21 protein-coding genes are annotated in these 25,908 nt (G+C 68.0%); 10 read left to right on the top strand and 11 right to left on the bottom strand.

The window, feature by feature from the left end; genetic code table 11:
* The first annotated feature begins 11 nt into the window (after positions 1-11).
* Positions 12-1,805: an acyl-CoA dehydrogenase C-terminal domain-containing protein gene (locus UAJ10_RS08950; protein ID WP_322915041.1), complete on the top strand. Its 1,794-nt coding sequence runs from the start codon at positions 12-14 to the stop codon at positions 1,803-1,805.
* Positions 1,806-2,037: 232 nt separating this feature from the next.
* Positions 2,038-3,381, top strand: a complete 1,344-nt coding sequence (locus UAJ10_RS08945) for a DUF1329 domain-containing protein (RefSeq protein ID WP_322915040.1) — start codon at positions 2,038-2,040, stop codon at positions 3,379-3,381.
* A 276-nt stretch (positions 3,382-3,657) separates the two neighbouring features.
* On the opposite strand, the gene UAJ10_RS08940 is transcribed toward UAJ10_RS08945, so the two are convergent.
* From UAJ10_RS08940 to uvrC, 5 genes are all read right to left on the bottom strand, one after another.
* Positions 3,658-4,962 carry an ATP-binding protein gene (locus UAJ10_RS08940; RefSeq protein ID WP_322915039.1) on the bottom strand — a complete coding sequence of 435 codons (1,305 nt, stop codon included), beginning with the start codon at positions 4,960-4,962 and terminating at the stop codon, positions 3,658-3,660.
* A 240-nt stretch (positions 4,963-5,202) separates the two neighbouring features.
* Positions 5,203-5,679 carry a molybdenum cofactor biosynthesis protein MoaE gene (locus tag UAJ10_RS08935; RefSeq protein ID WP_322915038.1) on the bottom strand — a complete coding sequence of 159 codons (477 nt, stop codon included), beginning with the start codon at positions 5,677-5,679 and terminating at the stop codon, positions 5,203-5,205.
* Position 5,680: 1 nt separating this feature from the next.
* Complete coding sequence (moaD, locus tag UAJ10_RS08930) at positions 5,681-5,932, bottom strand: molybdopterin converting factor subunit 1 (RefSeq protein ID WP_322915037.1); 252 nt, start codon at positions 5,930-5,932, stop codon at positions 5,681-5,683.
* Between the two features lie 5 nt (positions 5,933-5,937).
* Positions 5,938-6,564 carry a CDP-diacylglycerol--glycerol-3-phosphate 3-phosphatidyltransferase gene (gene pgsA, locus UAJ10_RS08925; protein ID WP_322915036.1) on the bottom strand — a complete coding sequence of 209 codons (627 nt, stop codon included), beginning with the start codon at positions 6,562-6,564 and terminating at the stop codon, positions 5,938-5,940.
* 114 nt (positions 6,565-6,678) lie between these two features.
* Complete coding sequence (gene uvrC / locus UAJ10_RS08920; protein ID WP_416235391.1) at positions 6,679-8,628, bottom strand: excinuclease ABC subunit UvrC; 1,950 nt, start codon at positions 8,626-8,628, stop codon at positions 6,679-6,681.
* Between the two features lie 635 nt (positions 8,629-9,263).
* Here uvrC and UAJ10_RS08915 point away from each other — a divergent pair.
* Positions 9,264-9,818, top strand: coding sequence for a hypothetical protein (locus tag UAJ10_RS08915; protein ID WP_322915035.1), 555 nt, complete (start codon positions 9,264-9,266; stop codon positions 9,816-9,818).
* A gap of 65 nt (positions 9,819-9,883) precedes the next feature.
* On the opposite strand, the gene UAJ10_RS08910 is transcribed toward UAJ10_RS08915, so the two are convergent.
* Positions 9,884-11,086 carry a pyridoxal phosphate-dependent aminotransferase gene (locus UAJ10_RS08910; protein WP_322915034.1) on the bottom strand — a complete coding sequence of 401 codons (1,203 nt, stop codon included), beginning with the start codon at positions 11,084-11,086 and terminating at the stop codon, positions 9,884-9,886.
* Between the two features lie 180 nt (positions 11,087-11,266).
* Between UAJ10_RS08910 and UAJ10_RS08905 the strand changes: the two genes are divergently transcribed.
* From UAJ10_RS08905 to UAJ10_RS08895, 3 genes are all read left to right on the top strand, one after another.
* On the top strand, positions 11,267-12,010 hold the full coding sequence (locus tag UAJ10_RS08905; protein ID WP_322915033.1) for an NERD domain-containing protein: 744 nt from the start codon (positions 11,267-11,269) through the stop codon (positions 12,008-12,010).
* A 49-nt stretch (positions 12,011-12,059) separates the two neighbouring features.
* The gene (gene uvrB / locus UAJ10_RS08900) at positions 12,060-14,240 is read left to right on the top strand and encodes an excinuclease ABC subunit UvrB (RefSeq protein WP_416235390.1); all 2,181 of its coding nucleotides are present in this window, start codon (positions 12,060-12,062) and stop codon (positions 14,238-14,240) included.
* Between the two features lie 78 nt (positions 14,241-14,318).
* Positions 14,319-14,912 carry a DUF2239 family protein gene (locus tag UAJ10_RS08895; protein ID WP_322915032.1) on the top strand — a complete coding sequence of 198 codons (594 nt, stop codon included), beginning with the start codon at positions 14,319-14,321 and terminating at the stop codon, positions 14,910-14,912.
* A gap of 14 nt (positions 14,913-14,926) precedes the next feature.
* Here UAJ10_RS08895 and UAJ10_RS08890 read toward each other — a convergent pair whose 3' ends face one another.
* From UAJ10_RS08890 to UAJ10_RS08880, 3 genes are read right to left on the bottom strand one after another with little or no spacing between them, the layout of a single operon-like run.
* A complete protein-coding gene (locus UAJ10_RS08890) occupies positions 14,927-16,201 on the bottom strand; it encodes a hypothetical protein (protein ID WP_322915031.1) in 1,275 nt (424 codons plus the stop codon).
* Complete coding sequence (locus UAJ10_RS08885; protein WP_322915030.1) at positions 16,198-18,597, bottom strand: putative bifunctional diguanylate cyclase/phosphodiesterase; 2,400 nt, start codon at positions 18,595-18,597, stop codon at positions 16,198-16,200. The genes UAJ10_RS08890 and UAJ10_RS08885 overlap by 4 nt, the downstream gene beginning before the upstream one ends.
* 48 nt (positions 18,598-18,645) lie before the next feature.
* Entirely contained in the window at positions 18,646-19,353 is a 708-nt protein-coding gene (locus tag UAJ10_RS08880) for a cupredoxin domain-containing protein (protein ID WP_322915029.1), read from the bottom strand.
* A 264-nt stretch (positions 19,354-19,617) separates the two neighbouring features.
* Here UAJ10_RS08880 and UAJ10_RS08875 point away from each other — a divergent pair, with 264 nt between their 5' ends.
* On the top strand, positions 19,618-20,088 hold the full coding sequence (locus tag UAJ10_RS08875; protein WP_145613550.1) for a Dps family protein: 471 nt from the start codon (positions 19,618-19,620) through the stop codon (positions 20,086-20,088).
* A gap of 113 nt (positions 20,089-20,201) precedes the next feature.
* On the opposite strand, the gene UAJ10_RS08870 is transcribed toward UAJ10_RS08875, so the two are convergent.
* Together UAJ10_RS08870 and UAJ10_RS08865 are read right to left on the bottom strand one after the other, a co-directional pair.
* Positions 20,202-20,717 (bottom strand): Mpo1 family 2-hydroxy fatty acid dioxygenase, encoded by a 516-nt coding sequence (locus tag UAJ10_RS08870; RefSeq protein WP_322915028.1) that lies wholly within the window; start codon positions 20,715-20,717, stop codon positions 20,202-20,204.
* Between the two features lie 56 nt (positions 20,718-20,773).
* Positions 20,774-22,822 (bottom strand): elongation factor G, encoded by a 2,049-nt coding sequence (locus UAJ10_RS08865; protein WP_322915027.1) that lies wholly within the window; start codon positions 22,820-22,822, stop codon positions 20,774-20,776.
* A 385-nt stretch (positions 22,823-23,207) separates the two neighbouring features.
* Here UAJ10_RS08865 and msrP point away from each other — a divergent pair, with 385 nt between their 5' ends.
* The 3 genes from msrP to UAJ10_RS08850 all read left to right on the top strand — a co-directional run bounded on the left by msrP (position 23,208) and on the right by UAJ10_RS08850 (position 25,406).
* Positions 23,208-24,149, top strand: coding sequence for a protein-methionine-sulfoxide reductase catalytic subunit MsrP (msrP, locus tag UAJ10_RS08860; protein WP_322915026.1), 942 nt, complete (start codon positions 23,208-23,210; stop codon positions 24,147-24,149).
* Between the two features lie 178 nt (positions 24,150-24,327).
* On the top strand, positions 24,328-24,855 hold the full coding sequence (locus tag UAJ10_RS08855) for a hypothetical protein (protein ID WP_322915025.1): 528 nt from the start codon (positions 24,328-24,330) through the stop codon (positions 24,853-24,855).
* Positions 24,852-25,406 carry a hypothetical protein gene (locus tag UAJ10_RS08850; protein WP_322915024.1) on the top strand — a complete coding sequence of 185 codons (555 nt, stop codon included), beginning with the start codon at positions 24,852-24,854 and terminating at the stop codon, positions 25,404-25,406. Before UAJ10_RS08855 ends, UAJ10_RS08850 begins: the two co-directional genes overlap by 4 nt.
* The last annotated feature ends 502 nt before the right edge of the window (positions 25,407-25,908 follow it).

Below are 25,908 nucleotides of genomic sequence, written 5' to 3'. Positions count from 1 at the left end.
GGAATTCTCCGATGCCGACCTACAAGGCGCCGCTCGAAGACATCGATTTCGTCCTGAACGACCTGCTGCAGGCCGAGAATCTGACCAAGCTGCCGGGCTTCGAGGACGCCACCCGCGACCTCGTCTCCAGCATCCTGGAAGAGGCGGCCAAGCTCTGCGAGAACGAGCTGCAGCCCCTGAACCGCCCCGGCCATGAGGAAGGCTGCCACTACGAGAACGGCGTGGTGCGCACGCCCAAGGGCTTCAAGGAAGCCTACCAGGCCTACGTCGACGGCGGCTGGCAGGGCCTGTCCATGGATCCGAAGTACGGTGGCCAGGGCCTGCCCCACGCCATCACCTTCGTGCTGGAAGAACTGCTGATCTCCGCCAACATGGCCTTCGCCATGTACCCGGGCCTGACCCAGGGGGCGTGGAACGCCATCCACACCCATGCCAACGATCAGCTGAAGGACACCTACCTGCCCAAGATGACCACGGGCGAGTGGTCGGGCACCATGTGCCTGACGGAGCCGCACTGCGGCACCGACCTGGGCCTGATCAAGACCAAGGCCGTCCCCAACGACGACGGCAGCTACAGCATCACCGGCACCAAGATCTTCATCTCCGCCGGCGAGCACGACCTGACCAGCAACATTATCCACTTGGTGCTGGCCAAGCTGCCGGACGCGCCCCCGGGCGTGAAGGGCATCAGCCTGTTCCTGGTGCCCAAGTTCCTGCCGACCGAGGACAACCAGCCCGGCCCGCGCAACGGCGTCATGTGCGGCTCCATCGAGCACAAGATGGGCATCATGGCCAACGCCACCTGCGTCATGAACTTCGACGACGCCAAGGGCTGGCTGGTGGGCGAGCCCCACAAGGGCATGCGCGCCATGTTCACCATGATGAACGCCGCCCGCCTGGGCGTGGGCATGCAGGGCCTGGGCATCGCCACCGTCGCCTACCAGAACGCGCTGACCTACACCAAGGAGCGCCTGCAGGGCCGCGCGCTGACCGGCGCCAAGGAGCCGGAGAAGGCGGCCGATCCGCTGATCGTCCATCCGGACGTGCGCAAGAACCTGATGACCATCAAGGCCTTCACCGAGGGCGCCCGCGCGCTGGGCTACTGGGTGGGCATCCAGCTGGACCAGGCCGACCACAACCCGGACCCCAAGGCCCGCGCCGAGGCGGACGAGTTCGTGGCCCTGCTGACCCCGGTGGTGAAGGCCTACTTCACCGACATGGGCTATGAGTGCGCCACCATGGCCCAGCAGATGTATGGCGGCCACGGCTACATCCGCGAATGGGGCATGGAGCAGTTCGTGCGCGATGCCCGCATCGCCATGATCTACGAAGGCGCCAACGGCATCCAGGCGCTGGACCTGGTGGGCCGCAAGCTGGGCCAGGACATGGGCCGCCTGCTGCGCCGTTTCTTCCACCCGCTGGCGGGTGAGCTTGAGTCGGCGATGGAAGACACCGACCTGCTGGAATTCGCCGGTCCGCTGGCCAAGGCCTTCGGCAAGCTGCAGCAGGCCACGGCCATCGTCGCCCAGAGGGGGATGAAGAACCCGGACGAGGCCGGTGCCGCCTCCACCGACTACCTGCGCATCTTCGGCCTGGTGGCCCTGGGCTGGATGTGGCTGCGCATGGTCAAGGTGGCGAACGCCAAACTGGCCGAGGGCGGCAACGGCAAGTCCGGCTTCTACGAGGCCAAGATCAAGACCGCCCGCTTCTTCGTCCAGCGCCTGCTGCCGGAGGTGGATTTCCGCTTCAAGGCCCTGATGTCGGGGGCCAAGACCGTCATGGACCTGGAGGCCGACCTGTTCTGAGGCTCACACCCGCTTTTTCTCCGTCGACGCCGGTTCGACAGCCATTGCGCGTCGCCCCGGCATCGACCAAACTATTGAAATGAGAGGATCAAACGCCAATCCCGGGACGGTTGTCCCAGAGGTGGGGGATCCTTGAATTGGGCGTTTGGGAATGTGCGTTTGAACCAAGACCCACTCGGCTAATGAGACGCGCGCGTCGGCGGACAGCCGGCCGCATAAGGGAGGAAAAAGGATGAAGTGGAGCAACACCGCGTTGGTCGGCGGCGCCTTCGCCGTCTTTCTGGGGGGCATGGCGGGCGTCGCCATGGCGCAGTCCGCGGCTGATCTGGGCAAGACCCTGACGCCGAACGGCGCCGAAAAGGCGGGCAACAAGGACGGCACCATCCCGGAATGGACGGGCGGCATCACCGCCCCGCCGGCGGGGTACAAGGCTGGTGGCGTCTACGTCGATCCCTACGCCAGCGACAAGCCGTTGTTCACCATCACCGGCCAGAACATGGCCCAGTACGCGGACAAGCTGCCGGAGGGCCTGAAGGCCCTGCTGAAGCAGTACCCCGACTACAAGATGAACGTCTATCCGACGCACCGCAGCGCCTCGCTGCCCAAGAGCGTCTATGACGAGACGCTGGCCAACGCCACCCGCGCCAAGCTGGTGGACGACGGCAACGGCGTCGAGGGCGCCAAGGTGGGCGTGCCCTTCCCGATTCCCAAGACGGGCGTGGAGGTGGTGTGGAACCACATCCTGCGCTGGAAGGGTAAGCAGCTGGAGCGCAGCTACGGCGCCGCCAACCCGCAGTCCGACGGCTCGTACACGATGATCAACATCAACGAGAAGTCGAAGTTCCTGTACTCCGACACCGGTCCGGAAGGCCAGACCTCGCTGTTCTTCCAGCAGGAAGTGACGGCGCCGGCCCGCCTGGCGGGCGAGATCCTGCTGGTGCATGAGACCATGGACCAGGTGAAGGAGCCGCGTAACGCTTGGACCTACAATCCCGGCCAGCGCCGCGTGCGCCGCGCGCCCAACGTCGCCTACGACAACCCGGGCACGGCCTCGGACGGCCTGCGCACCTCCGACCAGTTGGACGTCTTCAACGGCTCCCCCGACCGGTACGAGTGGAAGCTGGTGGGCAAGAAGGAGATGTACGTCCCCTACAACGCCTATCAGCTGCAAAGCGACAAGCTGACCTACGACCAGCTGATCAAGGCCAAGCACATCAACCAGGACTACGCCCGTTATGAGCTGCATCGGGTGTGGGTGGTCGAGGGCAAGCTGAAGTCCGGCACCAGCCACATCTATCCCCGCCGCACTTTCTACGTGGACGAGGACAGCTGGGGCATCCTGGTCGCCGACCAGTACGACAGCCGCGACCAGCTGTGGCGCGTGACCGAGGCCCACGGCATCAACTTCTACGATGTCCAGACCTTCTGGGCGGGCCTGTTCGCCGTGTACGACCTGCAGTCGGGCCGGTACACCGCCAGCGGCTTCACCAACCAGGAGAAGCCCTACAACTTCAACGTCACCCTGACGGCGGCCGACTTCTCGCCGGACAGCCTGCGCCGGTCCGGCGTGCGCTGAGGCCTGAGGTCTAGAAGGGACAGGCGGCGGGGGACGCGCCCCCGCCGCCGATACCCGGCCCTGATGGGCCGGCTACCATCGAGATCGCATCCGGTCGGGTTCAGGTCCACCGGACGCGTAAAGCCTGCGGGAGGAAGGACGCACCTCCCGCAGGCTTTTCCTTTTTCACCGGCAAAAATGGCGCCGGTCAAGTTTCCCTAAACGTAAAGGGGTGGGTGGGGGCTGGCCTTGATCGGCCCTTCCGGGCGCAGGTGCTCCCCTGCGACCCGCGTGACGTCAGGCGGTCGCCCGCGCGTTGCCGGCCTCATTCTCCGGCGCGGGCAGGCGCACGGTGACGATGGTGCCCCGGCCGGGAACGCTGGCGATGTCCAGGCTGCCGCCCAGCATCTCCACGAAGCGCTTGGTCAGGGGCAGGCCCAGGCCGGTGCCGCGCACGCCCGGCTGCTGCGCCCCGCGCACCTGGCCGAAGGGTTTCAGCGCGATGGGCAGTTCATGCGGGGCCATGCCCACGCCGGTATCGCGCACGATCAGGATCAGCGCGCCGCCCTTGTCGTCGGCCTGCACCTCCACCGTCACCCGGCCGCCGCGCGGCGTGAACTTCAGGGCGTTGGAGCCCAGGTTCAGGATGATCTGGCGCACCTTCTCCGGATCGGTGCGCAGGCGCAACGGCTGCTCCGGCACCTTCACCGTCAGGTCCACGCCGCAGTCGGCCGCCAGGGTGCGCAGCATGCGGGTGCTGTCCTGCACGGCGCGGCCGATGTCGATGTCGCGGATGTCCAGGGTCACCTGGCCCGATTCGGCGCGGCTGAGATCCAGCGTGTCATCGACGACGGCGGCCATGTGGCTGGCGGCGGCGTGCACATCCTCGGCATATTCCAGGTAACGGGCGTCGCCCAGCGGCCCATGGAACTCCCGCCGTAACAGGTCGGCGAAGCCCAGGATGGCGTTCAGGGGCGTGCGCAGTTCGTGCGTGGCATGGGCCAGGAACTCCGCCTTCTGCCGAATTTCCGTGCGGGTTTGCTCCAGCGCCGCCAGTAGGGTCCGCTCCCGCTCCTGCATCGTTTCCAGCGACTCCAGCAGGCGGGCGGTGCGGTCCTTGACCTGGATGTCCACCTGCCGCTGCTGCTGCGCCACCTGGCGGCTTAGGAACTGCAGGTGGGCGGCGCCGGCCACGCGGGTCACCACCTCCACCGGGTCACAATTGTGGGCGATGAAATCGCTGACGCCCCGCCGGCGCGCTTCCTCGCGCGCGGCGGCGTCCAGCACGCCGGTGCGCAGCAGCAGGGTGGGACGCTCGCCCGACGGCATCTGGGCCACCATGCCCAGGGTGGCCATCAGGGCGCTGACGGCGGCTGGGCTGTCGCCCGGCTGGTTCAGCACCAGCACGTCGGGGGACAGGTCACGGCAGTACTGCGGCAGATCCCGCAGATCCTGCCGGCAATGCACGAAGCGGAATCCCCCCTGGCGCAACAAATCCACCAGGGAGATCAGCAATCCCTGGTTGCCGTCGACCAGCAGGACGGTGGCGTTGCGTTGATCTTGGGCCAGGAGGTTGGCCGAGGTCTTGAATAGTTCGGACATGGGGTCTCTAAAGCTGATCCCCCACTTTACAGGATTCCCGTACCTTTGTCCCGGGCCGTGAGCGTGGCCGGCACTAAAAGCAAAGTCTTGGCCAAAGGTTTAGTTAACGAGTCAGAGACTAGCCAAGAGGTATTAGATTCGGTATGTGAACCGGGCGTAAACGACTCGGTTGACTCATTGCCTAAAAATTTCCCGGTATTTTTCAAGGTTTTGTGAGCGCTTAGGGTGGTGAGACCGGTATCACGGCGTGCGTTTGTACCAACGTTCCGCCGCCTGGTCGTCCTCCTCCTTGGCAGCCACCCAGCGGGCCCCGGCCGGCGTCTCCTCCTGCTTCCAGAAGGGCGCCTTGGTCTTCAGCCAGTCCATCAGGAACCAGCAGGCCTCGAACGCGGCGGCGCGGTGGGCGCTGGCGCAGGCGGCCAGCACGATGCGGTCGCCGGGCAGCAGGCGGCCATGGCGGTGGATGATCAGCACGCCGTCCAGGGGCCAGCGGGCCCGCGCCTCCGCCTCGATGGCGGCCAGCTGCCGCTCCGTCATGCCGGGATAGTGCTCCAGGGTCATGGCGCTGACGGTGTCGCCGCCGGCCCCGTCACCCTTGGACATGTCGCGCACCAGCCCGACGAAGCTGGCCACGCCGCCGATGGACGGGTTGCCGTCGGTCAGGGCCGCCAGTTCGGCGCCGACGTCGAAGTCTTCCGCCTGGACACGTATGGCCATGTCAGCCCCCGGTGACCGGCGGAAACAGGGCGACCTCGTCCCCCGGCGCCACGGGATGGTCCAGGCCGACGTAGTCCTGGTTCACCGCCACCTTGACCACCGCGCGGTTGGCCAGCGCGTCGGCGTAATGGGGGCCGCGCGATTGCAGCCAGGTGATCAGGTCGCCGGTGGTGGCCACGCCGGCGGGCGGCGCCACCTCTTCCTCCGCGGTGCCGATCTTGGCGCGCAGCCAGGCGAAATAGAGGATGCGCATGGCGGTCAGGCCCCCGTGCGCACGGGGGCGGCCGCCGGCGCCTTGGCCGCCGGCTCCACCTGGGCGGGGGCGCCCGCCGGGGCCAGCATGTGGCGCAGGCCGGCGCGCAGGTAATCCCAGCCCGTGATCAGCGTCAGCGCGGCGGCGGCCCACAGGCCGATTTCCCCGATGGGGCGGACATACAGCCAGTCGGGCCCGTGGTCGCCCACGATCAGCCAGCCGATGGCCATCAGCTGGATGGCGGTCTTCCACTTGGCCAAGCGCGAGACGGGGACGCCGACGCGCAGGCCGGCCAGGAACTCCCGCAGGCCCGACACCGCCACCTCGCGCAGCAGGATGATCACGGCGGGCAGCACGGCATGGCCCACGATCTTGTGATCGGCCACCAGCAGGAACAGCACCGCCGCCACCAGCAGCTTGTCGGCGATGGGGTCAAGGAAGCGGCCGATGATGGATTCCTCGTGCCACGCCCGGGCCAGGTAGCCATCGAAATAGTCGGTGATGGCGGCCAGCGCGAACAGCCCGGCGGCCGTCCAGGCCGTCCAGGTCGCCGGAAACCACAGCAGGGCCAGGATGACGGGGATCAGCACGATCCGCGACAGGGTCAACAGGTTGGGCAGGCTGGTCAGCATGAAGCGGTCCTGGGGCGATCTCAGGCGGCACGATGGAATTGCCGGCAGGTCGGTGGCACCTGACGGAAGCCCACGGGCGGCGGTCCGTCGGGTGAGAGTCCGTTGGACGGGAGTTTAGCCGTCCGGATGGAAGTGGTCATAGATGATTTTGGCGACGGCGTCCGATATCCCGTCCACCGCGCGCAAGTCCGCCAGTCCTGCGCGCGAAACGGCCTGGGCGGAGCCGAAATGCAGCAGCAGGGCCTTCTTGCGCTTGGGTCCGATGCCTGCCACCTCGTCCAGCGGGCTGGCGCTGATGGCCTTTTCCCGGCGCTGGCGATGGCTGCCAATGGCCCAGCGGTGGGCCTCGTCGCGCAGGCGCTGCAGGAAATAGAGCACGGGGTCGCGCGGATCCATGCCGAAGGGTGCCCGGCCCGGCATGAAGAAACGCTCGCGCCCCGCGTCGCGGTCGGGGCCCTTGGCGATGCCCACCAGGGCGATATCGGACAGGCCCAGCTCGGCCAGCACCTCCACCACCACGCCCAGCTGGCCCTCGCCGCCGTCGATCAGCAGCAGGTCGGGCCAGGTGTCGCCCGTGCGCTCCGGATCCTCCTTCAGCGCGCGCTCGAAACGGCGGGTCAGCACCTCGCGCATCATGGCGAAGTCGTCGCCGGCGGCCTTGGGGTCGCGGATGTTGAACTTGCGGTAGGCGTTCTTGATGAAGCCATCCGGCCCCGCCACCACCATGCCGCCGATGGGGTGGGCGCCCTGGATGTGGCTGTTGTCGTAAATCTCGATGCGGGTGGGCGGCGCCTCCAGCCCGAACAGCTCGGCCACGCCGGCCAGCAGCTTGGCCTGGCTGCCCGTCTCGGACAGGCGGCGGCCGTGGGCCTCGCGCGCGTTGGTCAGGGCGTGGTCCATCAGGCGCTTCTTGTCGCCGCGCTTGGGCACGGCCAGTTCCACCTTGCGGCCGGCGCGCAGGGTCAGGGCCTCGGCCAGCAACGCCTGCTCCTCCGCGTCCTCGCTGATCAGCACCAGGCCGGGGGCGGCGCGGTTGTCGTAGAACTGGGCGATGAAGGCGGACAGCACCTCCGCCGTGCCCTGGTTCTTGTCATGGCTGGGGAAATAGGCGCGGTTGCCGTTGTTGCGCCCACCGCGGAAGAAGAAGACCTGGATGCAGGTGCTGCCGCCGTCCTGGTAGGCGGCGATGATGTCCGCGTCCTCCATGCCCTCGACATTGATGTCCTGGTGCGCCTGGATGGCGGTCAACGCGCGGATGCGGTCGCGCATCTTGGCGGCGGTCTCGAAGTCCAGCGCCTCCGACGCCGCCATCATGGCGCGCGCCATGCGGGTCTGGATGTCGCGGCTCTTGCCCGCCAGGAAGGCGGCGGCCTCGTCCACCTGCTCGCCATACTGGGCGCGGTTGACGCGGCCGACGCAGGGGGCGGTGCAGCGCTTGATCTGGAACTGCAGGCAGGGGCGGGTGCGGGTGGAAAACACGCTGTCGGTGCAGTTGCGCAGCAGGAAGGCGCGCTGCAGGGCGGTGATGGTGCGGTTGACCGCCCCGGCCGAGGCGAACGGCCCGAAATAGTCGCCGGCCCGGTCGCGCGCGCCCCGGTGCTTGATCAGGGCCGGGTAGTCATGGTCCCGGGTGATCATGATGTGGGGGAAGGTCTTGTCGTCGCGCAGCAGCACGTTGTACCGCGGCATCAGACGCTTGATCAGATTGGATTCCAGCAGCAGCGCCTCGACCTCGGTATGGGTCGTGACGAACTCCATGGTCACCGTCTCGGCCACCATGCGCTGCAGCCGCACGGGCAGCTTGGCCGGCACGGTGTAGTTGGCCACCCGGCGCTTCAGGTTGCGCGCCTTGCCCACGTACAGGACGTCCCCGCCCTCGTTCATCATGCGGTAGACGCCCGGCGTCACCGGCAGGGTGCGCAGGTAGGCCTTGATGGTCTCCACCCCCCGGTTCAGGTCGGCCACGGTGCGGCGGCGCACCTTGGGCGCCGTCTGGCCGGACGCGGTGTCCGGGGGCGCCGCCTCGGGCGTTTCAATGGGCGTGTCGGGGGTGGTGTCGGTCATGGCCATGGGGCGGACACTCTGCCCATTGGCGGCCCCGGGTCAATGGCCATCGCGTCGCGTTCGCGCTCCCCCGGTTGTGCGGCGGCCCGCCTGGAAAACGTCCGGTCACCCCCTATCGCTTCCGGGGTAAGGGGGAACGAATCATCCCCTGTTCGAGGGGGTGGGGAAAACGCCGCTGTCGTCCACGGAAGCTGTGGATAAGTTTGCGGAAAAGCCTTTGATAGCGTGTGCCGACGCAGGCGCCGCAAGGCTTTCCGGATTTTGCCTATAAAATAGGCATAAAACACTAACGCGTTGATTTTTATGGAAACACGATCTGTCAATATCTAACAAATAGTTCATTATAGGCAAAAAAGGGATTGACAGGGTTGGCCGCCAACCGCGTCCGGCCGTTGTGTAAAACTCACCCCGTACGCCGATTTCCAGGGATTTCCTAGGGCGGGCTTGGGGCGGCCTTGAACGCCGGGAAAGAATCACCAAGGCGGACCAAGCTCATACGCAAGTATGCCTTGCCACCCATGGTCGATTTTCCGCCACACTCACATCCTAAGCTGGGTTTGGATCGCGATAGGCGATGGCTGCCATTCCCGCCAGCGGCGGGTCGCCCAACACGACAAATAAGAATGGAGTACCCCATGCGCGTGCTGAAGACCCTGATGCTCACGACCGCCCTGCTGGCGTCGGGTGGTGCGATGGATGGCCTGTTCAACCACGCGGTGGCGGCCGTGCCCGCCGGCACGCCCGTCACGATGAACGCCGCCGACCGCCAGGCGGCGGAGACGCTCGTCGACTTCCTGCAGAAGACACGCATCCAGGCCGGGCTGCCGGCGCTCAGCCGCCAGCCGGTGCTGGACGATGCCGCCGCCGCCCGGGCGATGGCGCTGGCCAGCGGGACGGAGACGCCGGACCTGCGCCAGGGCCTGATCCACTCGCTCTACGTTCCCATGCAGGACATCGCGCTGGAGGCGCGGGCGTCCGGCGACCCCGGCCAGCCGCTGGCCATCTGGCAGGACACCGGCTCCACCGTCGGCGCCCTGGCCACCCCCGGCATGACCGACGTGGGCGTGGCCCGCGTGGCCAACCCCACGCCCAATGGGCCCAACGACGCCTACATCTGGGTGGTGGTCCTGGCCCAGCCCCTGCGCACCCCGGCGGAATCGCCCGACAGCCCACGGTGGAGTCCCAAGTAAGCCCCAAGCGAAAACGGCCGCCCCAATGATGGGGCGGCCGTTGCCGTTCGCTATGAAGCCGCTGCTCAGCGCAGCGCGGCGGTCGCGCGCTGGATGCGGCGGCAGGCTTCCTCCAGCGCCTCGGTCGAGGTCGCGTAGCTGATGCGGAAATGCGGGGCCAGGCCGAAGGCGCTGCCCTGGACCACGGCCACCCCTTCCGATTCAAGCAGATAGGTGACGAAGTCCTCATCCGTGTTCAGCACGGCGCCGCTGGGCGTGGTCTTGCCCAGGGTGCCGGCGCAGGACGGATAGACGTAGAACGCGCCTTCGGGGCGCGGGCAATGGATGCCGGTGGCCTGGTTCAGCATGGACACCACCAGGTCGCGGCGCTGGCGGAAGACCTCGGCGCGTTCCTTGATGAAGTCCTGCGGGCCCACCAGGGCCTCCACCGCCGCCGCCTGGCTGATGGAGGAGGGGTTGCTGGTGGACTGGCTCTGCACGTTGGCCATGGCCTTGATCAGCTGCGTGGGACCGGCGCCGTAGCCGATGCGCCAGCCGGTCATGGCATAGGCCTTGGACACGCCGTTGACCGTCAGGGTGCGGTCGTACAGGGCCGGCTCCACCTGGGCCGGGGTCACGAAGGTGAAGCCGTCGTAGACCAGGTGCTCATACATGTCGTCGGTGAACACCCAGACGTGCGGGTGGCGCACCAGCACGTCGGTCAGGGCCTTCATCTCGTCATAGGTGTAGGCCGCGCCCGACGGGTTGGACGGGCTGTTCAGCATGACCCACTTGGTGCGCGGGGTGATGGCGCGCTCCAGCTGGTCGGCCCGCATCTTGAAGCCGCTCTCGGCCCCGCACTCCACGAACACCGGGGTGCCCTCGGCCATCAGCACGATGTCGGGATAGCTGACCCAGTAGGGGGCGGGGATGATGACCTCGTCGCCGGGCGACAGGGTGGCCATCATGGCGTTGAAGATCACCTGCTTGCCGCCGGTGCCGACGCTGACCTGCTCCGGCTTGTAGTCTAGGCCGTTCTCGCGCTTGAACTTCAGGCAGACGGCGCGCTTCAGCTCCGGCGTGCCGTCGACGTCGGTGTACTTGGTCTGCCCCTGCTGGATGGCGCGGATGGCGGCCTGCTTGATGTTGTCGGGCGTGTCGAAATCCGGTTCGCCGGCGCCCAGGCCGATGATATCGCGGCCGGCGGCCTTCAGCGCGCGGGCCTTGGCGGTGACGGCGATGGTCTGGGACGGTTTAATCCGGGCGAGACGCTCGGCAACGATCGACATGACGGCTACCCTTGTTGGGAAAGGAAAATCCGCGGCGGACCTTACGCCCGGCAAAAAATGGGCACAACCGCAGCCCGCGCATGCCGCGCCTGCCCCGCCGTGGGACCCGCGACATTAAGATGCGTGCCGCCACGCGTGGCCATGATGACAGCCCGGGCGCGGATGGGGTAATCAACCGGCATGGCGCAGGATATCAGCGATCAGGCCCCCCAGCTCATGGGCGTCAGCCAGATGGTCACCATCGGCACGGTGGCGCTTGTCATCATCGTGCTCATGCTGGTGGTGATGTGGGCCCTGCGGCCCAAGACCCGCGCCTTGTCCCGCCGGCGCTACAACGCCGAGGCTTACCGCCGCAAGCTGGCGCTGGACGACGCCGGCTATTCCGTGGTGCATGGCATCTACATCCGGGACAAGCAGGGCAAGGCGCTGCGCGTCGACCACCTGATCCGCCTGCCGGCCAGCGTGCTGATGGTGATGAGCGCGCCGGCCGACATGGGTGGCCGCATCAGCGCCCAGACCAAGGCGGGGCAGTGGCGCTATCTGGCGGCCAGCGGCCGGGTCGGTTTCTTCGTGAACCCCGTGGTCCAGGTCCAGCCGCTGATCCACATCATGAAGGCGCGCTTCCCCATGGTGCGCCTGCGCGTGCTGGTGGTGTTCCCCGACGGGACGGAGTTCACCAGCGGCGTGCCCAGCACCGCCTGCCTGGCGGGTGATTTCCTGGCGACCTTGAAGTCCATGGCGCGCGAGGACGGAACGGAGAGCGAGGCCATGGCCGCGGCGTGGGAGCCCCTGTCCAAGGCGCTGGCGCGCAGCGGGGCCAACACCAGCAACGCCGGCCGCGACGAGGAAGGCGGCGCGAAAGGGCGGCCCCCCGCAAAAGCCGCCAAGCGGCCTGGAAAAGTGGCGCGGCGCAGCCTACCTTGAGGCCATGCCGCACGATGCCCATACGATCGAACCCAACCTGCCGTTGCCCATGACCATGCCGCGGGGAAGCGCCCTGCCGCCGGCCATGGACGGCGTCCCCCTGCGCATCCACTCTGAATTCCAGCCGGCCGGCGACCAGCCGCAGGCCATCAAGGAATTGCTGGAAGGTATCCATGGCGGGGAGCGCGACCAGGTGCTGCTGGGCGTGACCGGTTCGGGCAAGACCTTCACCATGGCGCACGTCATCGAACGGCTGCAGCGGCCCACCCTGATCCTGGCGCCCAACAAGACGCTGGCGGCCCAGCTGTATGGGGAGATGAAGAGCTTCTTCCCCGACAACGCGGTGGAGTACTTCGTCAGCTATTACGACTATTACCAGCCCGAGGCCTACGTTCCGCGCACCGACACCTATATCGAGAAGGAAAGCTCGATCAACGAGCAGATCGACCGCATGCGCCATGCCGCCACGCGCTCGCTGCTGGAGCGGCGCGACTGCATCATCGTGGCCTCGGTGTCGTGCATCTACGGTATCGGCTCGGTCGAGACCTATTCGGAGATGACCCTGCCGGTGAAGGTGGGGCATGTGCTGAACCGCACCCATTTCCTGCAGCGGCTGGTGGAATTGCAGTACCGCCGCAACGACATCGGCTTCGGCCGCGGTTCCTTCCGTGTGCGCGGCGACACCATCGAGCTGTTCCCCGCCCACATGGAGGATCGCGCCTGGCGCTTCTCCCTGTTCGGGGATGAGCTGGAGGCCATCCAGGAGATCGATCCCCTGACGGGCGAGAAGATCGCCAGCCTGAAAGAGGTGCGCATCTACGCCAACAGCCACTACGTCACGCCCAAGCCCACCCTGCTGCAGGCCGTGGAGCAGATGAAGCGTGACCTGAAGCTGCGGCTGGAGGAGTTCACCGCCCAAGGCAAGCTGCTGGAGGCCCAGCGGCTGGAACAGCGCACCACCTTCGACATCGAGATGATGGTGGCCACCGGTTCCTGCGCCGGCATCGAGAACTATTCCCGCTACCTGTCGGGCCGCGCCCCGGGCGAGCCGCCGCCCACCCTGTTCGAATATCTGCCGCAGGACGCCCTGCTGATCGTGGACGAAAGCCATGTCATGGTGCCCCAGGTGGGTGGCATGTATAAGGGCGACTACATGCGCAAGTCGACCCTGTCGGACTACGGCTTCCGCCTGCCGGCCTGCATCGACAACCGCCCCCTGAAGTTCGAGGAATGGGACGCCATGCGGCCCCAGTCCGTCTTCGTTTCCGCCACCCCCGGCCCGTGGGAGATGGAACGGACGGGCGGCGTCTTCGTGGAACAGGTGGTGCGGCCCACCGGCCTGATCGACCCTGAGGTCATCATCCGCCCCACCGAGACCCAGGTGGACGACGTGATGGCGGAGTGCCGCGAGTGTATCGCCAAGGGCCAACGCGTCCTGGTCACCACCCTGACCAAGAAGATGGCCGAGGCCCTGACCGACTACATGCACGAGGCCGGGATCAAGGTCCGCTACATTCATTCCGACGTCGAAACGTTGGAGCGTATCGAGATCATCCGCGACCTGCGCCTGGGCGCCTTCGACGTGCTGATCGGCATCAACCTGCTGCGCGAGGGACTGGATATTCCGGAGTGCGGCCTGGTCGCCATCCTGGACGCGGACAAGGAAGGCTATCTGCGCTCCCGCACCTCGCTGATCCAGACCATCGGCCGCGCGGCGCGCAACGTCGACGGCCGCGCCATCCTGTATGCCGACAAGACGACGGCCAGCATGGCCGCAGCGCTGGAGGAAACCAGCCGCCGCCGGGAAAAGCAGCGCGCCTATAACGAGGCCCACGGCATCACCCCGGAATCGGTGAAGAAGCAGATCGCCGACGTGCTGAACTCGGTCTACGAACGCGGCGACCGGGTGAACGTGAACACCGGCTTCGCCGAAGAGGGCAGCCTGGTGGGCCACAACCTCAAGGCCGCCATCGCCGACCTGGAAAAGAAGATGCGCACCGCCGCCGCCGACCTGGAGTTCGAGGAGGCCGCCCGCATCCGTGACGAGATCCGCCGTCTGGAGGCCATCGACCTGGGCCTGGATCCCGGCGCCACACCCCTGCGGGCCAGCGCCATGGGAGAAAAGGGGCGCGCCAGCACCGTGGGCGAGAGGTCCAACATCAAGGCGCCCATCCCCGCCGGCCGTCCGGCCGGCAGCAAGCCCGGCGGGCGGCGGCGCAAGGGGCCGTAATTAAATTTACCCGGGTAATATTGACTTGAGGCGTTTTCGGGCCTAGGTATCGCGTCGTTCATGGGAATGGAGGATGTGATGGGCCTGGATCCGGACATGCGCTGCACCGCCTTTGCCGGCACGCGCTTTCTCGCCACCGGCACGTTGATGGAGGCGGCGCTGGCGGCCAAGGGGGCGCAGGACGCCGGCGACGAGGGCCTGATCTTCATCTTCAATGAGGCGACGGGGCGGGCGGTGGACGTGGACCTGCGCGGGTCCGTGGAGGCCGTGCGCGGCCGCCTGGCGCCCGTGTTCCCGGCCGATCTGGCGCCCCCGCCGCCGACCCCGCCGCGTCCCGGCCGGCCCAAGCTGGGCGTGGTGGCGCGCGAGGTCACGCTGCTGCCCCGGCATTGGGAATGGCTGAACAGCCAGCCGGGCGGGGCCTCCGTCGCCCTGCGCAAGCTGGTGGACGCCGCCCGCCACGCCAACGAAGGCGCCGACCGTGTGCGCCAGGCGCGGGAGGCGGCCTACCGTTTCATGTCCACCATGGCCGGCGACCGCCCCGGCTTCGAGGAGGCGGCGCGCGCCCTGTTCGCCGGCGATCGCGCGGGGCTGGAGACGTACAGCCAGGGCTGGCCCACCGACGTGCGCACCCATGCCCTGCGGCTGGCGGAACCCGCCTTCACCGCCTGATACCCGGGTGGGGGTCAGAAGAACAGGCGGACGCCCAGCTGCGCCTGGTTCTCGTGCGCCTCGATGGGCAGGCCGACGTTCAGGCGCTGCTGCCGGCGGCTGTCGATGTGCACGCCCTCCAGGGTCCAGCGCATCCAGGCCAGCGGCCGGTAGGAGAGGGCGGCGGTGTAGGCCTTGCCGTGTTCATCGAAATGGGGGCGCGAGGTGACGGGCGTGTCCTCGTGCGTGCCGAAGGCGTCGAAGCGCCCGCTGAGACGGAAGCGGCCCCATTCCTGGCTGGCCAGCAGGTATAGCGCCTGGAAACGGCCGTCGCTCTCGCTGGCGGCGGTGGGGTAGATGCGGGTGCCCCCGCGCATGGCCTGGGCCAGCAGGGTCAGGCCCTGTGCCGGCGTGATCCTGTAGCCGACGCTGTCGAAGTCGGTGTCCCAGGCGTAGCCCTTGCCGTTGGTGACGCTGGGATCGCCCCGATTGTCCCAATGCAGGTAGGACAGCTCACCTCCCAGCGGGTCCGTCCAACGCCCGCCGACATAAAAGCCCGGCTGGTGGTCGATCTCCGCGAAGGGTTGGAAGCTGGCGGGCGGGCTGCGGTGCTGGTGCATGGGCACCTCGTCCGGCAGGCGCAACTTGTCCAGCAGGCCGGCCGGCCGCTCGATCAGGGCCCAGCCGCGATAGTCCAGCATCTCGCCCGTGCCGTCATTGCCGGCGAAGACGGCGCCGATCAGGTCGAAACGACTACCGCCCGGCCCGTCCGGCCGCCAGGTCAACGTGACCTCCGACCCTTCGGTGCGCAGTTCCTCCCCCACCCAGCTGTTGATGGCGCTGGGCGTCAGGGTGTAACGGCTGGTCCAGGCGATCCCGTCGTTTTCCAGAGAGATGGGCGGGAAGAAGGCGCCGGCCTTCACCTGCCAGGACAAGGGGCTGGTGGGGGCGGGGCGCCAGCGCGCATAGGCCTCGATGATGTCCACCGCCGTGCGTTGTTCCCCTTCCGCCCGCACATGGGTGTAGACGTCCAGGCCAGGGATCAGGTGGGCGGTCGCCGTCAGCGACGCCTCTTCCAGCGTGGTGGTGCGCGAGCCCGGGTCGCCGCCGGTGCGCAGCTTGCCCAGGCCGCCGTCGAAGGTGCTGCGGTCGTCGGGGGTTCGCGCCACCCGGGCGTCCAGCAGGCCGTGGAACTCGATATCCGGAAAGCCGTCATCCGCCTGGGCGGGGGGCGCCACGGCGGAAGCGCCGGCCAGCAGCATCGCCCCGGCGGCCAAAAGGAGCGGCCGCGGGGCGGCGCGGTGGCTCATGCGCGCGCCTCCCGCAGGGTGGCCTGCCAGGGAATCTCGCCGGCCGCGTGGCTGGCCAGGAAGTCGTTGAAGGCGCCTGGCATGAGGGGGCGGGCGATATAATAGCCCTGGGCCAAGTCGCACCCCATCTTCGCCAGCAGGTTCAGGCTGGCGCCGTTCTCCACCCCCTCCGCCGTCACCTTGTAGCCCAGGCTGTGGCCCAGCTTGATGATGGAATCGACGATGGCCTGGTCCTGCGCCGTCTCATCCAGCGCCTTGACGAAGGAACGGTCGATCTTGATCTCCCGCACCGGCAGGCGGCGCAGATAGGCGAAGGAGGACTGGCCCACGCCGAAATCGTCGATGGACAACTCCACCCCCCGGTCGGCCAAGCGGCGCAGCAGCACGATGGCCGCCTCCGGCTCGCCCATGATGGCGCTTTCGGTGATCTCCAGCATCAGCCGGTCCGGCTTCAGGCCGGTCTCCGCCAGCAGGGCGTCGATGCGGTCCGGCAGGCCGGCGTCGCCCAGGTCGCGCACCGACAGGTTGACGGACATGCGCAGGTCATGGCCCGCCGCCGCCCAGGCGGCGGACTGGCGCAGGGCCCGGCGCAGGCCCCAGCGGGTCAGGTGGCGGATGGCGCCCGTCTCTTCCGCCAGGGGGATGAAGCTGTCAGGTGGGACGAAGCCGCGCCGGGGATGGGTCCAGCGCACCAGCGCCTCCGCCCCCACCACCCGGCCGGTCTGGAGCTCCAGCTTGGGCTGATAGGCCAATTCCAGGGCGTCCTGCTCGATGGCGATCTTCAAATCACCCATCAGGGACAGCCGTTCCGGCCGGTGCGGGTCGGCGGCATGGTCGTAGAGGCGGACGTATGGTTCGGCCGCGCGCGCGTTCAACACCGCCACGTCGGCATGGCGCAGCAGGATGCTGGCGGTGTCGGAGGGCGGCGCGCCCGGGTTGGGGTCGGGGTAGACGGCGATGCCCACGCCCGCCGCCAGGTCCACGGTCACGTCCGCCTCGCCATACGGCGCCTCGGTGTAGGGCGCGTCGAAGGCGGCGACCAGGGCCGGGGCCAGCGCATGGGCGGCGGCGGCGTCGCGGTCCACCAGCAGGACGGCGAAGCCGTGTTCCGACACCCGGGCGATGACCGCGTCGCCGGCGCCGTTGGCGGCCAGGGCGCGGGCCAGGCGGTCGCCGGCATCGCGGGCGACGCGGTCCGCCAGGTCGTGGCCCAGGGTGTTGGTCACCTCGCGCAGGCGGTCCAGTCCCACCAGCAGCAGGGCCACACCGTGGCCCTGGTCGATGGCCTGGTCCACCTGCTCTTCCAAATTCAGGCGGTTGGGCAGGCCGGTGACGGCGTCATGCAGGGACTGGTGGCGGATATGCTCCTCACGGTCGGCGATGGCCTGGGCCATGTCGTCCAGGGCCGCGGTCAGCTGCCCGATCTCGTCGCTGGTGCGCACCGGCGGCAGGGGGGTGTAGTCGCCGTCGGCGATGCGCCGGGCCACGGCGGCCAGGGCCGTCACCGGGCGGGTGACGCCGCGCGCGATCAGGCCGATGCCAATCAACGCTGCCACCAGGCCGCCGGCCATCAGCGCGCCCATGTACAGCATGATCTTGCGATAGGGGGCCAGCGCCTCGTCCAGCGGGTATTGCAGCACGGCCATCATGGGGAGGCTGCCCGGGGCGGTGGGGATGGGCGTGGTCAGCACCAGGTATTCGGCGCCGCGCTTGGTCAGCAGCTGCGGCTCGGCCGCCGCCAGCTGCCCCGGGGCGGCGATGCCGGCCAGCGGGTCCATGGGGTCGCCGGCCGAGGCCACCACGGACCAGGGCGCGTCCGGCGCCGTCTGGCCGGCCAGGGCGATATCCTTGCGCAGGGGGGACAGGGCGCGCAGCTCCTCCGCGAAGCGGTCGTCCACCCGCACCAGGATGCAGATCCAGGCGATGGGATCGGGCAGCAGCACCGGCACCACCACCAGGCGGTAGGGCACACCGTCCACCACGCCGGAGGCCGCCGCCCGGCCGGACTCGCCCGCCAGCGGCAGCAGGTCGGGGAAGGCGAAGCGGCCCAGGCCGGTCAACTCGCGCGGGCGGGCGGTGTCGGCGGCGATGGTGCCGTCCAGGTTGATCAGAATCATCCGGCTGGCGCCCACGCGCCGGCCGAAATTGCGCAACGCGCTGATGGCCGTGCCGCTGTCATGCACCGCGATCGATTGGCGCAGGGCGTAGTCCAGCGACATGATCTTGGCGTCTTCCGCCAGATGGCCGGCCAGGGTGTCCAGATGGCGCGAGAAGGATTGGGCGCTGGTCACCAACTGCTGCTTGCCGGTGTCGATCAGGGCCGAGCGCGCAACGCCGTACAGGATGACCATGGTGCCCAATTGCACGACGGCCAGGCTGGCGACCAGGAACAACACCAGTCGATTTCGAAAGCCGAGAGCCACGGGGGCGCGTCCTGTCGTTTCTTAGTAACCGCCGCGTTCAGGGTCGACGCCCTGCCGGGTGTCGGGCAGCAGGGCGGGCAGGGTCAGGGTGACGGGGGTGCCGATCGCCGCGGCGGCCACGGTCTGCTGCGGCGCCGTGCCGCCGGGCTTCAGGCGCGGTTGCCAGGCGGCCACGGTGACGCCCGCGGCGGGCAATCCGCCCAGCACGGCCTTGCCGTCCTTGCCCGTCACGGCGGCGAAGGGGGCGGCCGTCACGTACAGGTGGGCGATCATATGGTCATGGATGTTGCAGCCCAGCGCCACGATGCCGGCCTGGTCGAACTTGCGCTGGCCGATCTGCCCGGGCGACAGCACGAACTCGAACTTCGCGGCCTCGGAATAGGAATAGACGTGGTGGCGGGTCAGGTCGCTGTTGCGGAAGGTGACCGTGCCGCCCTTGGGCACCACCATGACATAGGGCACGAAGGCCTCGTCGATCTGGTCCACGATCAGCGACGACGGCGGGGTGGCGGGCGGCAGGGCCGGGCCGTCCGGCGTGGCGGTGACCACCGCGTCGGCGACGGGATGGCCGGCGCCGTCGACCACCGTCACCGTCAGGTCGGCGGCGGCGGCGCGGACCATGGGGGTCAGCGCCAAGCAAGCCGCCACGCAGGAACCCAAGGCGGTGCCGGCCCGCCGGCCGGTCTTCATCATCGCGCGACCGTGATCGGTGCCGCCGGCGAAACCCATAAAGCGCCCCTCGAAGGCAGGTTGTATTTTCGACGCGCAAGTGTGCCACAATCCGCGCGCCGATCCGTGGACATTTTCCCTAAGCACAGGCGCCGGAAAAGTCCATCGGGGGTGACAAACCGCCTCGCTATTCCGGCCCCCGGAGACGAGGCGGGGAGGGGGAACGGTGCGACGGCGGAATTTAGAATAATTCTAAATCCCCTTGCCGACCACTGTCCAAGGGGTTACCTTGACCGGCAGACCAGAGAACGGAAGGAAACAAGAATGGCTATCGACATCGGCATCTCCGAACAGGACCGCAAGGCCATCGCCGAGGGGCTCAGCCGCCTGCTGGCCGATACCTACACGCTGTACCTGAAGACCCATAACTTCCATTGGAACGTTACCGGGCCGATGTTCAACACCCTGCACACCATGTTCATGACCCAGTATACCGAGCTGTCGGTGGCGGTGGACGACATCGCGGAACGCATCCGCGCCCTGGGCTTTCCGGCCCCGGGTTCCTACGCCCAGTTCGCCGAGCTGACCGTCATCCGGGAAGAGCGCGGCGTGCCCAAGGCGGAAGAGATGATCCAGCAGCTGGTCGAGGGGCAGGAGGCGGTGGCCCGCACCGCCCGCTCCATTTTCCCGGTGGCGGAGAGCGCCAGTGACGAGCCGACCTGCGACCTGCTGACCCAGCGCCTGCAGGTGCATGAGAAGACCGCCTGGATGCTGCGGGCCATGCTGGAAGGCTGACCGGCCGATCATCGGTACTTATGGGAAGGGCGGCCTCGCGGGGCCGCCTTTCGTTCTTTCAAGCCATTCATTCTTTCAACAGGGCGCGACCACGCCCGGCGCTTGAGGGCCCCTCAACGAAGCGCCGCCTGCCGCTCGATGCGCTCATGCAGGCCGGCGGGGGCCAGGCGCAGGGCGACCAGGGCCTCCGTCGCCACGAACATGGGGCCGATCAGGGCCTGGAACAGATTGTCCACCAGGGCCGGCTTGCGGCCCTCATAGACGTGGCCCAGCAACTGCAGCACCCAGCCGCCCACGAACAGGCCGCCGGCCAGCCCCTGCACGGCGCCGACGGACAGCCGCTCCACCAGCCAGTCCGACAGCAGCACCGACGGCACCACCAGCAGGCCCAGCGCCAGGCCCACCGGGCGGTTCAGGGCGATCCACAGCGCCCAGACCACGGCCGACAGGGCGAGGCCCAGGGTCACCGTCCCCAGGCCCGCCACCTCGCCCAGCCGCACCAGGCTACAGGCCAGCACCACGGAAAAGACGATCACTGGAATGCCCACGGCATGGGTGGCCTTGTTGCGGCGGTCGCGATGATAGGTCGTGTACATGGCCATCTGGCGCTCGAACACCGTGTCCGCCACCGGCCCCTCCCTGTTGTTTGAAGTTATCGATCGCTAACCATAACGCTTTTCTTTCCTCATTGCGCGGCATATCCGGCCTGGCGCCCTTCCACCACGCGGTCTGCCAGGCGGCCCATCAGATCCGCCAGGTGGTCGAAGCGGGCGGTATAGCCGCCCAGGCCCAGGGTCAGGGACCGCAGGTCGACGATGAAGTCGCCCATGTCGGCCTGGGGCACGTAGGCCGTCACCTGGTCCCAGCCGGTCCAGCCCGGTCGCACGTCGAAGCCCAGGATCTGCCCCCGCCGGCCGCTCAGCAGCCGCTGCGCCTTGGCCGTGAACTCGGTGGGCGTGTGGACCGTGACCAGCAGCACGGGTTCCAGCAGCACCGGTTCCGCCTTGGCCAGCGCCTCCTGCACCGCCATGCGGCCGGCGGTGCGGAAGGCCTGTTCGCTGCTGTCCACGGCGTGGAACTGGCCACCGGTCAGGGTGACGGATACGTCCACCACCGGGAAGCCCAGGGGACCGCAGGCCAGGGCCTCCCGCGCCCCGTCCTCCACCGCCGGGATGAAGGGGCGGGGGATGGCGCCGCCCACCACCTTGTCCTCGAAACGGAAGCCGTCGCCGCGGCCCAGGGGCGTCACCGTCAGGTGCACGTCGGCGAACTGCCCGTGGCCGCCGGACTGGCGTTTGAAACGGGCGTGCTCCGCCACCATACGCCGGATGCTTTCGCGGTAGGGCACGGCCGGCGGTCGCCCGGTGACGGCCAGGCCGAAGCGGCCGCGCAGCCGGTCCAGCGCGATGCCCAGATGCACCGTGCCCTGGCCGGACAGCACCATCTCCCCGTCCTCCATCGCCAGGCGCAGATCCGGATCCTCGTCCAGCAGCTTGGCCAGGGCGCCCGTCAGCTTCACCTCGTCGGCACGCTGCTCCGCGCGCACGGCCAGGGCGTGCACCGGCTCCGCCGGCGCCGGCCACGACGGGGGCGTGCCCGCCTCACCCTTGGCGGACAACAGGGCGCCGGGCTGGGCATGCTCCAGTTTGGCCAGCGCCACCACCGCCCCCGGCCCGGCGCCGATGATCTTGGTGGGCGTGCTCCCGCCCAGGGCGAAGATGCCGCCCACCCGGTCGGGCCCCAGGACCTGGCCGTCCGCCACATCCCCCTGCCAGACGCGGCAATAGGCCAGGCGGCCGCTGTGCGGGGCATGGTGGATGCGGAAGGGCTGAACCAACGCGGACCCCGTTCCCCCTGGGCCGTCCAGGCCCAGGCGCCGGGCGGTCACGTCCACCGGCGGCGCCTCGTGCCGCAGGGCTTTCAACAGGCGGCGCACGCCGTGGTCGTTCTGGGCGGACCCCAGGAAGACGGGGACGATGAGGTCATCGGCCAGGTCGCGGCTCAGCTGGCGGTAGACGTCGGCCGGCGGCGGCGACACGTCGTCCAGCAGCTGTTCCAGCAGGGCGTCGTCGAAATCGGCCAGGGCCTCCAGCAAATCCTGGCGGGCGGCCCGTTCCCGCGACAGCACCGCGTCGGGCATGGGCACCGTCTCGGACCTGGCGCCGGCGCAATAGCGATAGGCGCGCTCGCTCACCAGGTCGACATAGCCAGTGACGGCCCGCCCCTGGCGGATGGGGACTTGTCGCAGTACCAGGGGCCGCTGCGACACCCCCTCCAGTGCCGTCATCAAATCGGCCACGCGCACGTCGCCGCTGCCCAGCTGGTCCACCTTGTTCACGAACAGCAGATGGGGGATGGCGTTCTCATCCAGGAAGCGCAGCAGGGGGGCCAGCATGGCGGCCTTGTCCGGCACCGGCTCGCACACCACCACGGCCACGTCGGCCACCATCAGGGCGCGGGCGGCATCGCCCGCCAGCTCGATGGAACCGGGACAGTCCAGGATGTGCCAAGGGTCGCCCAGATACGCGCAGGTGTGGACGCTGACCTCCGTGCTCATATGGCGCGCCCGGGCTTCGGCGCTGGCGTCGCCGGCGCTGGTGCCGTCCTGGACGCTGCCCTTGCGGACGATCTGGCCCGTGGCCATCAACAGGCTTTCCAACAAAGTGGTCTTGCCGCTGAGGTAGGGCCCCACCAGGGCCGCGCACCGCGGCGCCGTTCTTGTGCCGTTGCTCATCCTTAGCCTCCGGATCTCGTTGTCCGGGGCCTGGTGCTGGGCGGTCATGCCGAGCCGGGGGCGCCATGGTACGCGAAGGCGGTGACGAGATGCTGGCGATGGAAACGTTGCTGACAGGAACGTTGGGGCGCCCGGGGAACGGCGGCCGGATCCAGTCCGGGCACCCGCTTCCTCCCGAGGCATGATGACACACCCGCCCCGCCCGGCTGTCGAGTGAAAAGCGAGTCCAGGGCCGATTCGGCGGCGGGCGGGGCCGATGCCGCGGCCGGCTATCGAATCCATAGCCGGCTGGGTCCTTGATATGGCCACGGCCGTCCCCTCTTTATAAGGTGCGCCGGGAATGGGCGGACATCGCCCAGCGCGACGGAAACGAGGGAACGGCATCATGCTGATCAGGACCACGCGGGACTGGGAATTGCCGGAATCGGCGGCGACGCCGGAATCGGTCTACATCAACCGCCGTGCGCTCATGGCCGGCGCCGGCGCCATCGCCGGTGGCCTGGCCCTGGGGGGCGGTGGGGTCGCGCGGGCGGCCGACGCCCCGGTGCGCAATCCCGCTTATACGCTGGACCGGCCGGTGACGCCGGAGGCCGCCGCCACCAGCTACAACAATTTCTATGAGTTCGGCACGTCCAAGGATGTGGTGACGGCGGCGCAGAAGATGCCGCTGCGTCCCTGGACCCTGCGCATCGACGGCATGGTGGAAAAGCCCCTGACCCTGGGCATCGACGACCTGCTGAAGGCCATGCCGGTGGAAGAGCGCCTTTACCGGCACCGTTGCGTCGAGGCCTGGGCCATGGCCGTGCCGTGGATGGGCTTCCCCCTGGCCAAGCTGGTGGCCTTCGCCAAGCCGCTCTCGTCCGCCACTTATGTGGAGCTGCAGACCTTCGGCCGCGACACCTACGCCGCCCCCGGCCTGCGCCAGCCCTTCTATCCCTGGCCCTATGTCGAGGGCCTGACGATGGCGGAGGCGACGAACGACCTGGCCTTCATCTCCACCGGCCTGTACGGCAAGCCCTTGCAGGGCCAGAACGGCGCGCCGCTACGCCTTACCCTGCCGTGGAAGTATGGCTTCAAGTCGGTGAAGTCCATCGTGCGAATCAGCTTCACCGACAAGAAGCCCAAGACCTTCTGGGCCCTGCTGAACGCCGACGAATATGGCTTCTGGGCCAACGTCAACCCGGCTGTGCCCCACCCCCGTTGGTCCCAGGCGCACGAGCGTTTGCTGGGCAGCAACGAGTCGGTGCCTACGCAGATATTCAACGGCTATGGTGCCCAGGTGGCCGGACTATACAAGGGATTGGAGAAGGAAGCGTTGTTCATGTAGTCGCGTGAACCGGCCATTAACTATATTGGCCGGTTCAAATAATCGCTTGCCGCCGCCACCGGATAATTTACAGTATTGGGGGTTGAGAACATCGCCAGGGGGCGTTGGGGTGGGCGAGGGCGTTATCGCCATATTGGAGTTCGGGCTTTTCGTTTTTCTGGCCACCGCCGGAATAAGCGTGCTCGTGTCCCTGGTCGCCCACGTCTATAGCATGGTGCTGGAGCATACGGCCGACGTCAGCGGCCTGCGCCAGCGCCTGGCCCGCTACGCCCGCATCGCCAGCGGCCTGTCGGACCGGGTGGAGGCGCGCAAGTCCACGGCGGCCGGGGCCGCCACCGTCCTGTTTTCCACCCAACGCCAGGAAGCCCAGCTCAAGAAAAAGGTGCGGGAGCTGGAGGCGTCGCCCCACCGTTTCGTGCGCATCCTGGGGCATGAGCTGCTGCCCAACCGCCCTTTCGAATTCCTGGTCATGAACAGCTCCGTCTCCCACCAGGTCAAGCGGGGGGAGCGGCACGCCTTCTTCGACAGCAGCTGGGCGCGGCCGGTGCCGGTCCATGTCTGGGCCGCCAACATGGAAGAGGCGCGCGCGGAGTTCGAGCGCGCCTTTCCCCGGACCCTGGGCTTCAAGATCACCCATGCCCAGTCCCTGCCCACCGACGTGGCGTTGACCGATCCGGCCACCATGGCGCTGGAGGCGGCGCCGTGAACTGGTTCGGCATCGTCCTGGGCGTGATGATCGTCCTCATCGGTGTGAAGCCCGCCTTTCAAAAGGCGCAGCGCCAGATCAGGCGCACCCGCCGCAACATCAAAGATCTGCAGCGCCGGCGCTTCGTGCTGAGCCAGCAGGTGCGCACCCTGGCGCGGGAAAGCCTGTCCCAGCGCCTGACCAGCGCCGCCGACGATGTGGAATCGGCCGAACTGACCAGTCATGTGAAAGGGCTGGCCGACCAGGTCAACAGCCTGGAATCGGTGGACCGCCGCATCCTGGTGACGGATGAGCGGCGCGGCTTGCAGGAAACCGGCTGGATCGTCCTGATCCGCCGCACCGAGGGCCTGCCCATGGAGCCCACCCGGGTGGTGAAGCTGTGGGAGGAGGGACGCTACTTCTTCTTCTTCGCCAGCGACCTCACGCGGGCCCGGCGCAAGGCGCAGCTGCGTTTCCCTGCCGCCCAGGGGTATGAAATCCTGGACGTGGTGCCGCATGAGGGCGACCTGTCGGAAAATCCCACCTTCGGCGCAAAGAAGCAGAGCGCGTGAGACGGGCCATGGCGGCGCGTGGACACGCGACCCGCATCCGCCCGTGGCGGTCACCCCGCTAATTCAAGCCGGCGACATGCCGAATTCGCTCAAGGCAGCCTTCAGCGGCGGCGGAGCGAAAAGGGTGAAGAAAGCGCTTTACAGCCCCCGGACCTTCCCCTATAACCCGCCGCCCTGACCCCAGGGGCGGTTGCCCAGCAATCGAACAGTGGGTTAGGCGTCGCAAGTAACGGCGACATGGTTCTCTGAAAAGTAAAAACATCTAACGCTGCATCGGCCAGTAACGTGGGTCTTGTCGCGGATCTTATGGGTTAGTGGCGATCTAAATGGATCACCTATAGTTCATGGTCTCGCCGCAAATAGCCATAGAATGGCCCGTGTCATATCTGCGGCGTCGACGTTGATTTGAGAAAATGAACGACGACGAAAAAAGATACTTGACGGCGACGTGATGAGCGATTAGATGTTTGGCCATCGACGCGGTGAACGCCGCACGATGAAA

The organism is Nitrospirillum guaranorum (genome assembly GCF_034653275.1).
Lineage (GTDB): Bacteria > Pseudomonadota > Alphaproteobacteria > Azospirillales > Azospirillaceae > Nitrospirillum.
Note: the sequence above shows the minus strand (reverse complement) of the source record. Positions and strands in the feature narration are given on the sequence as shown.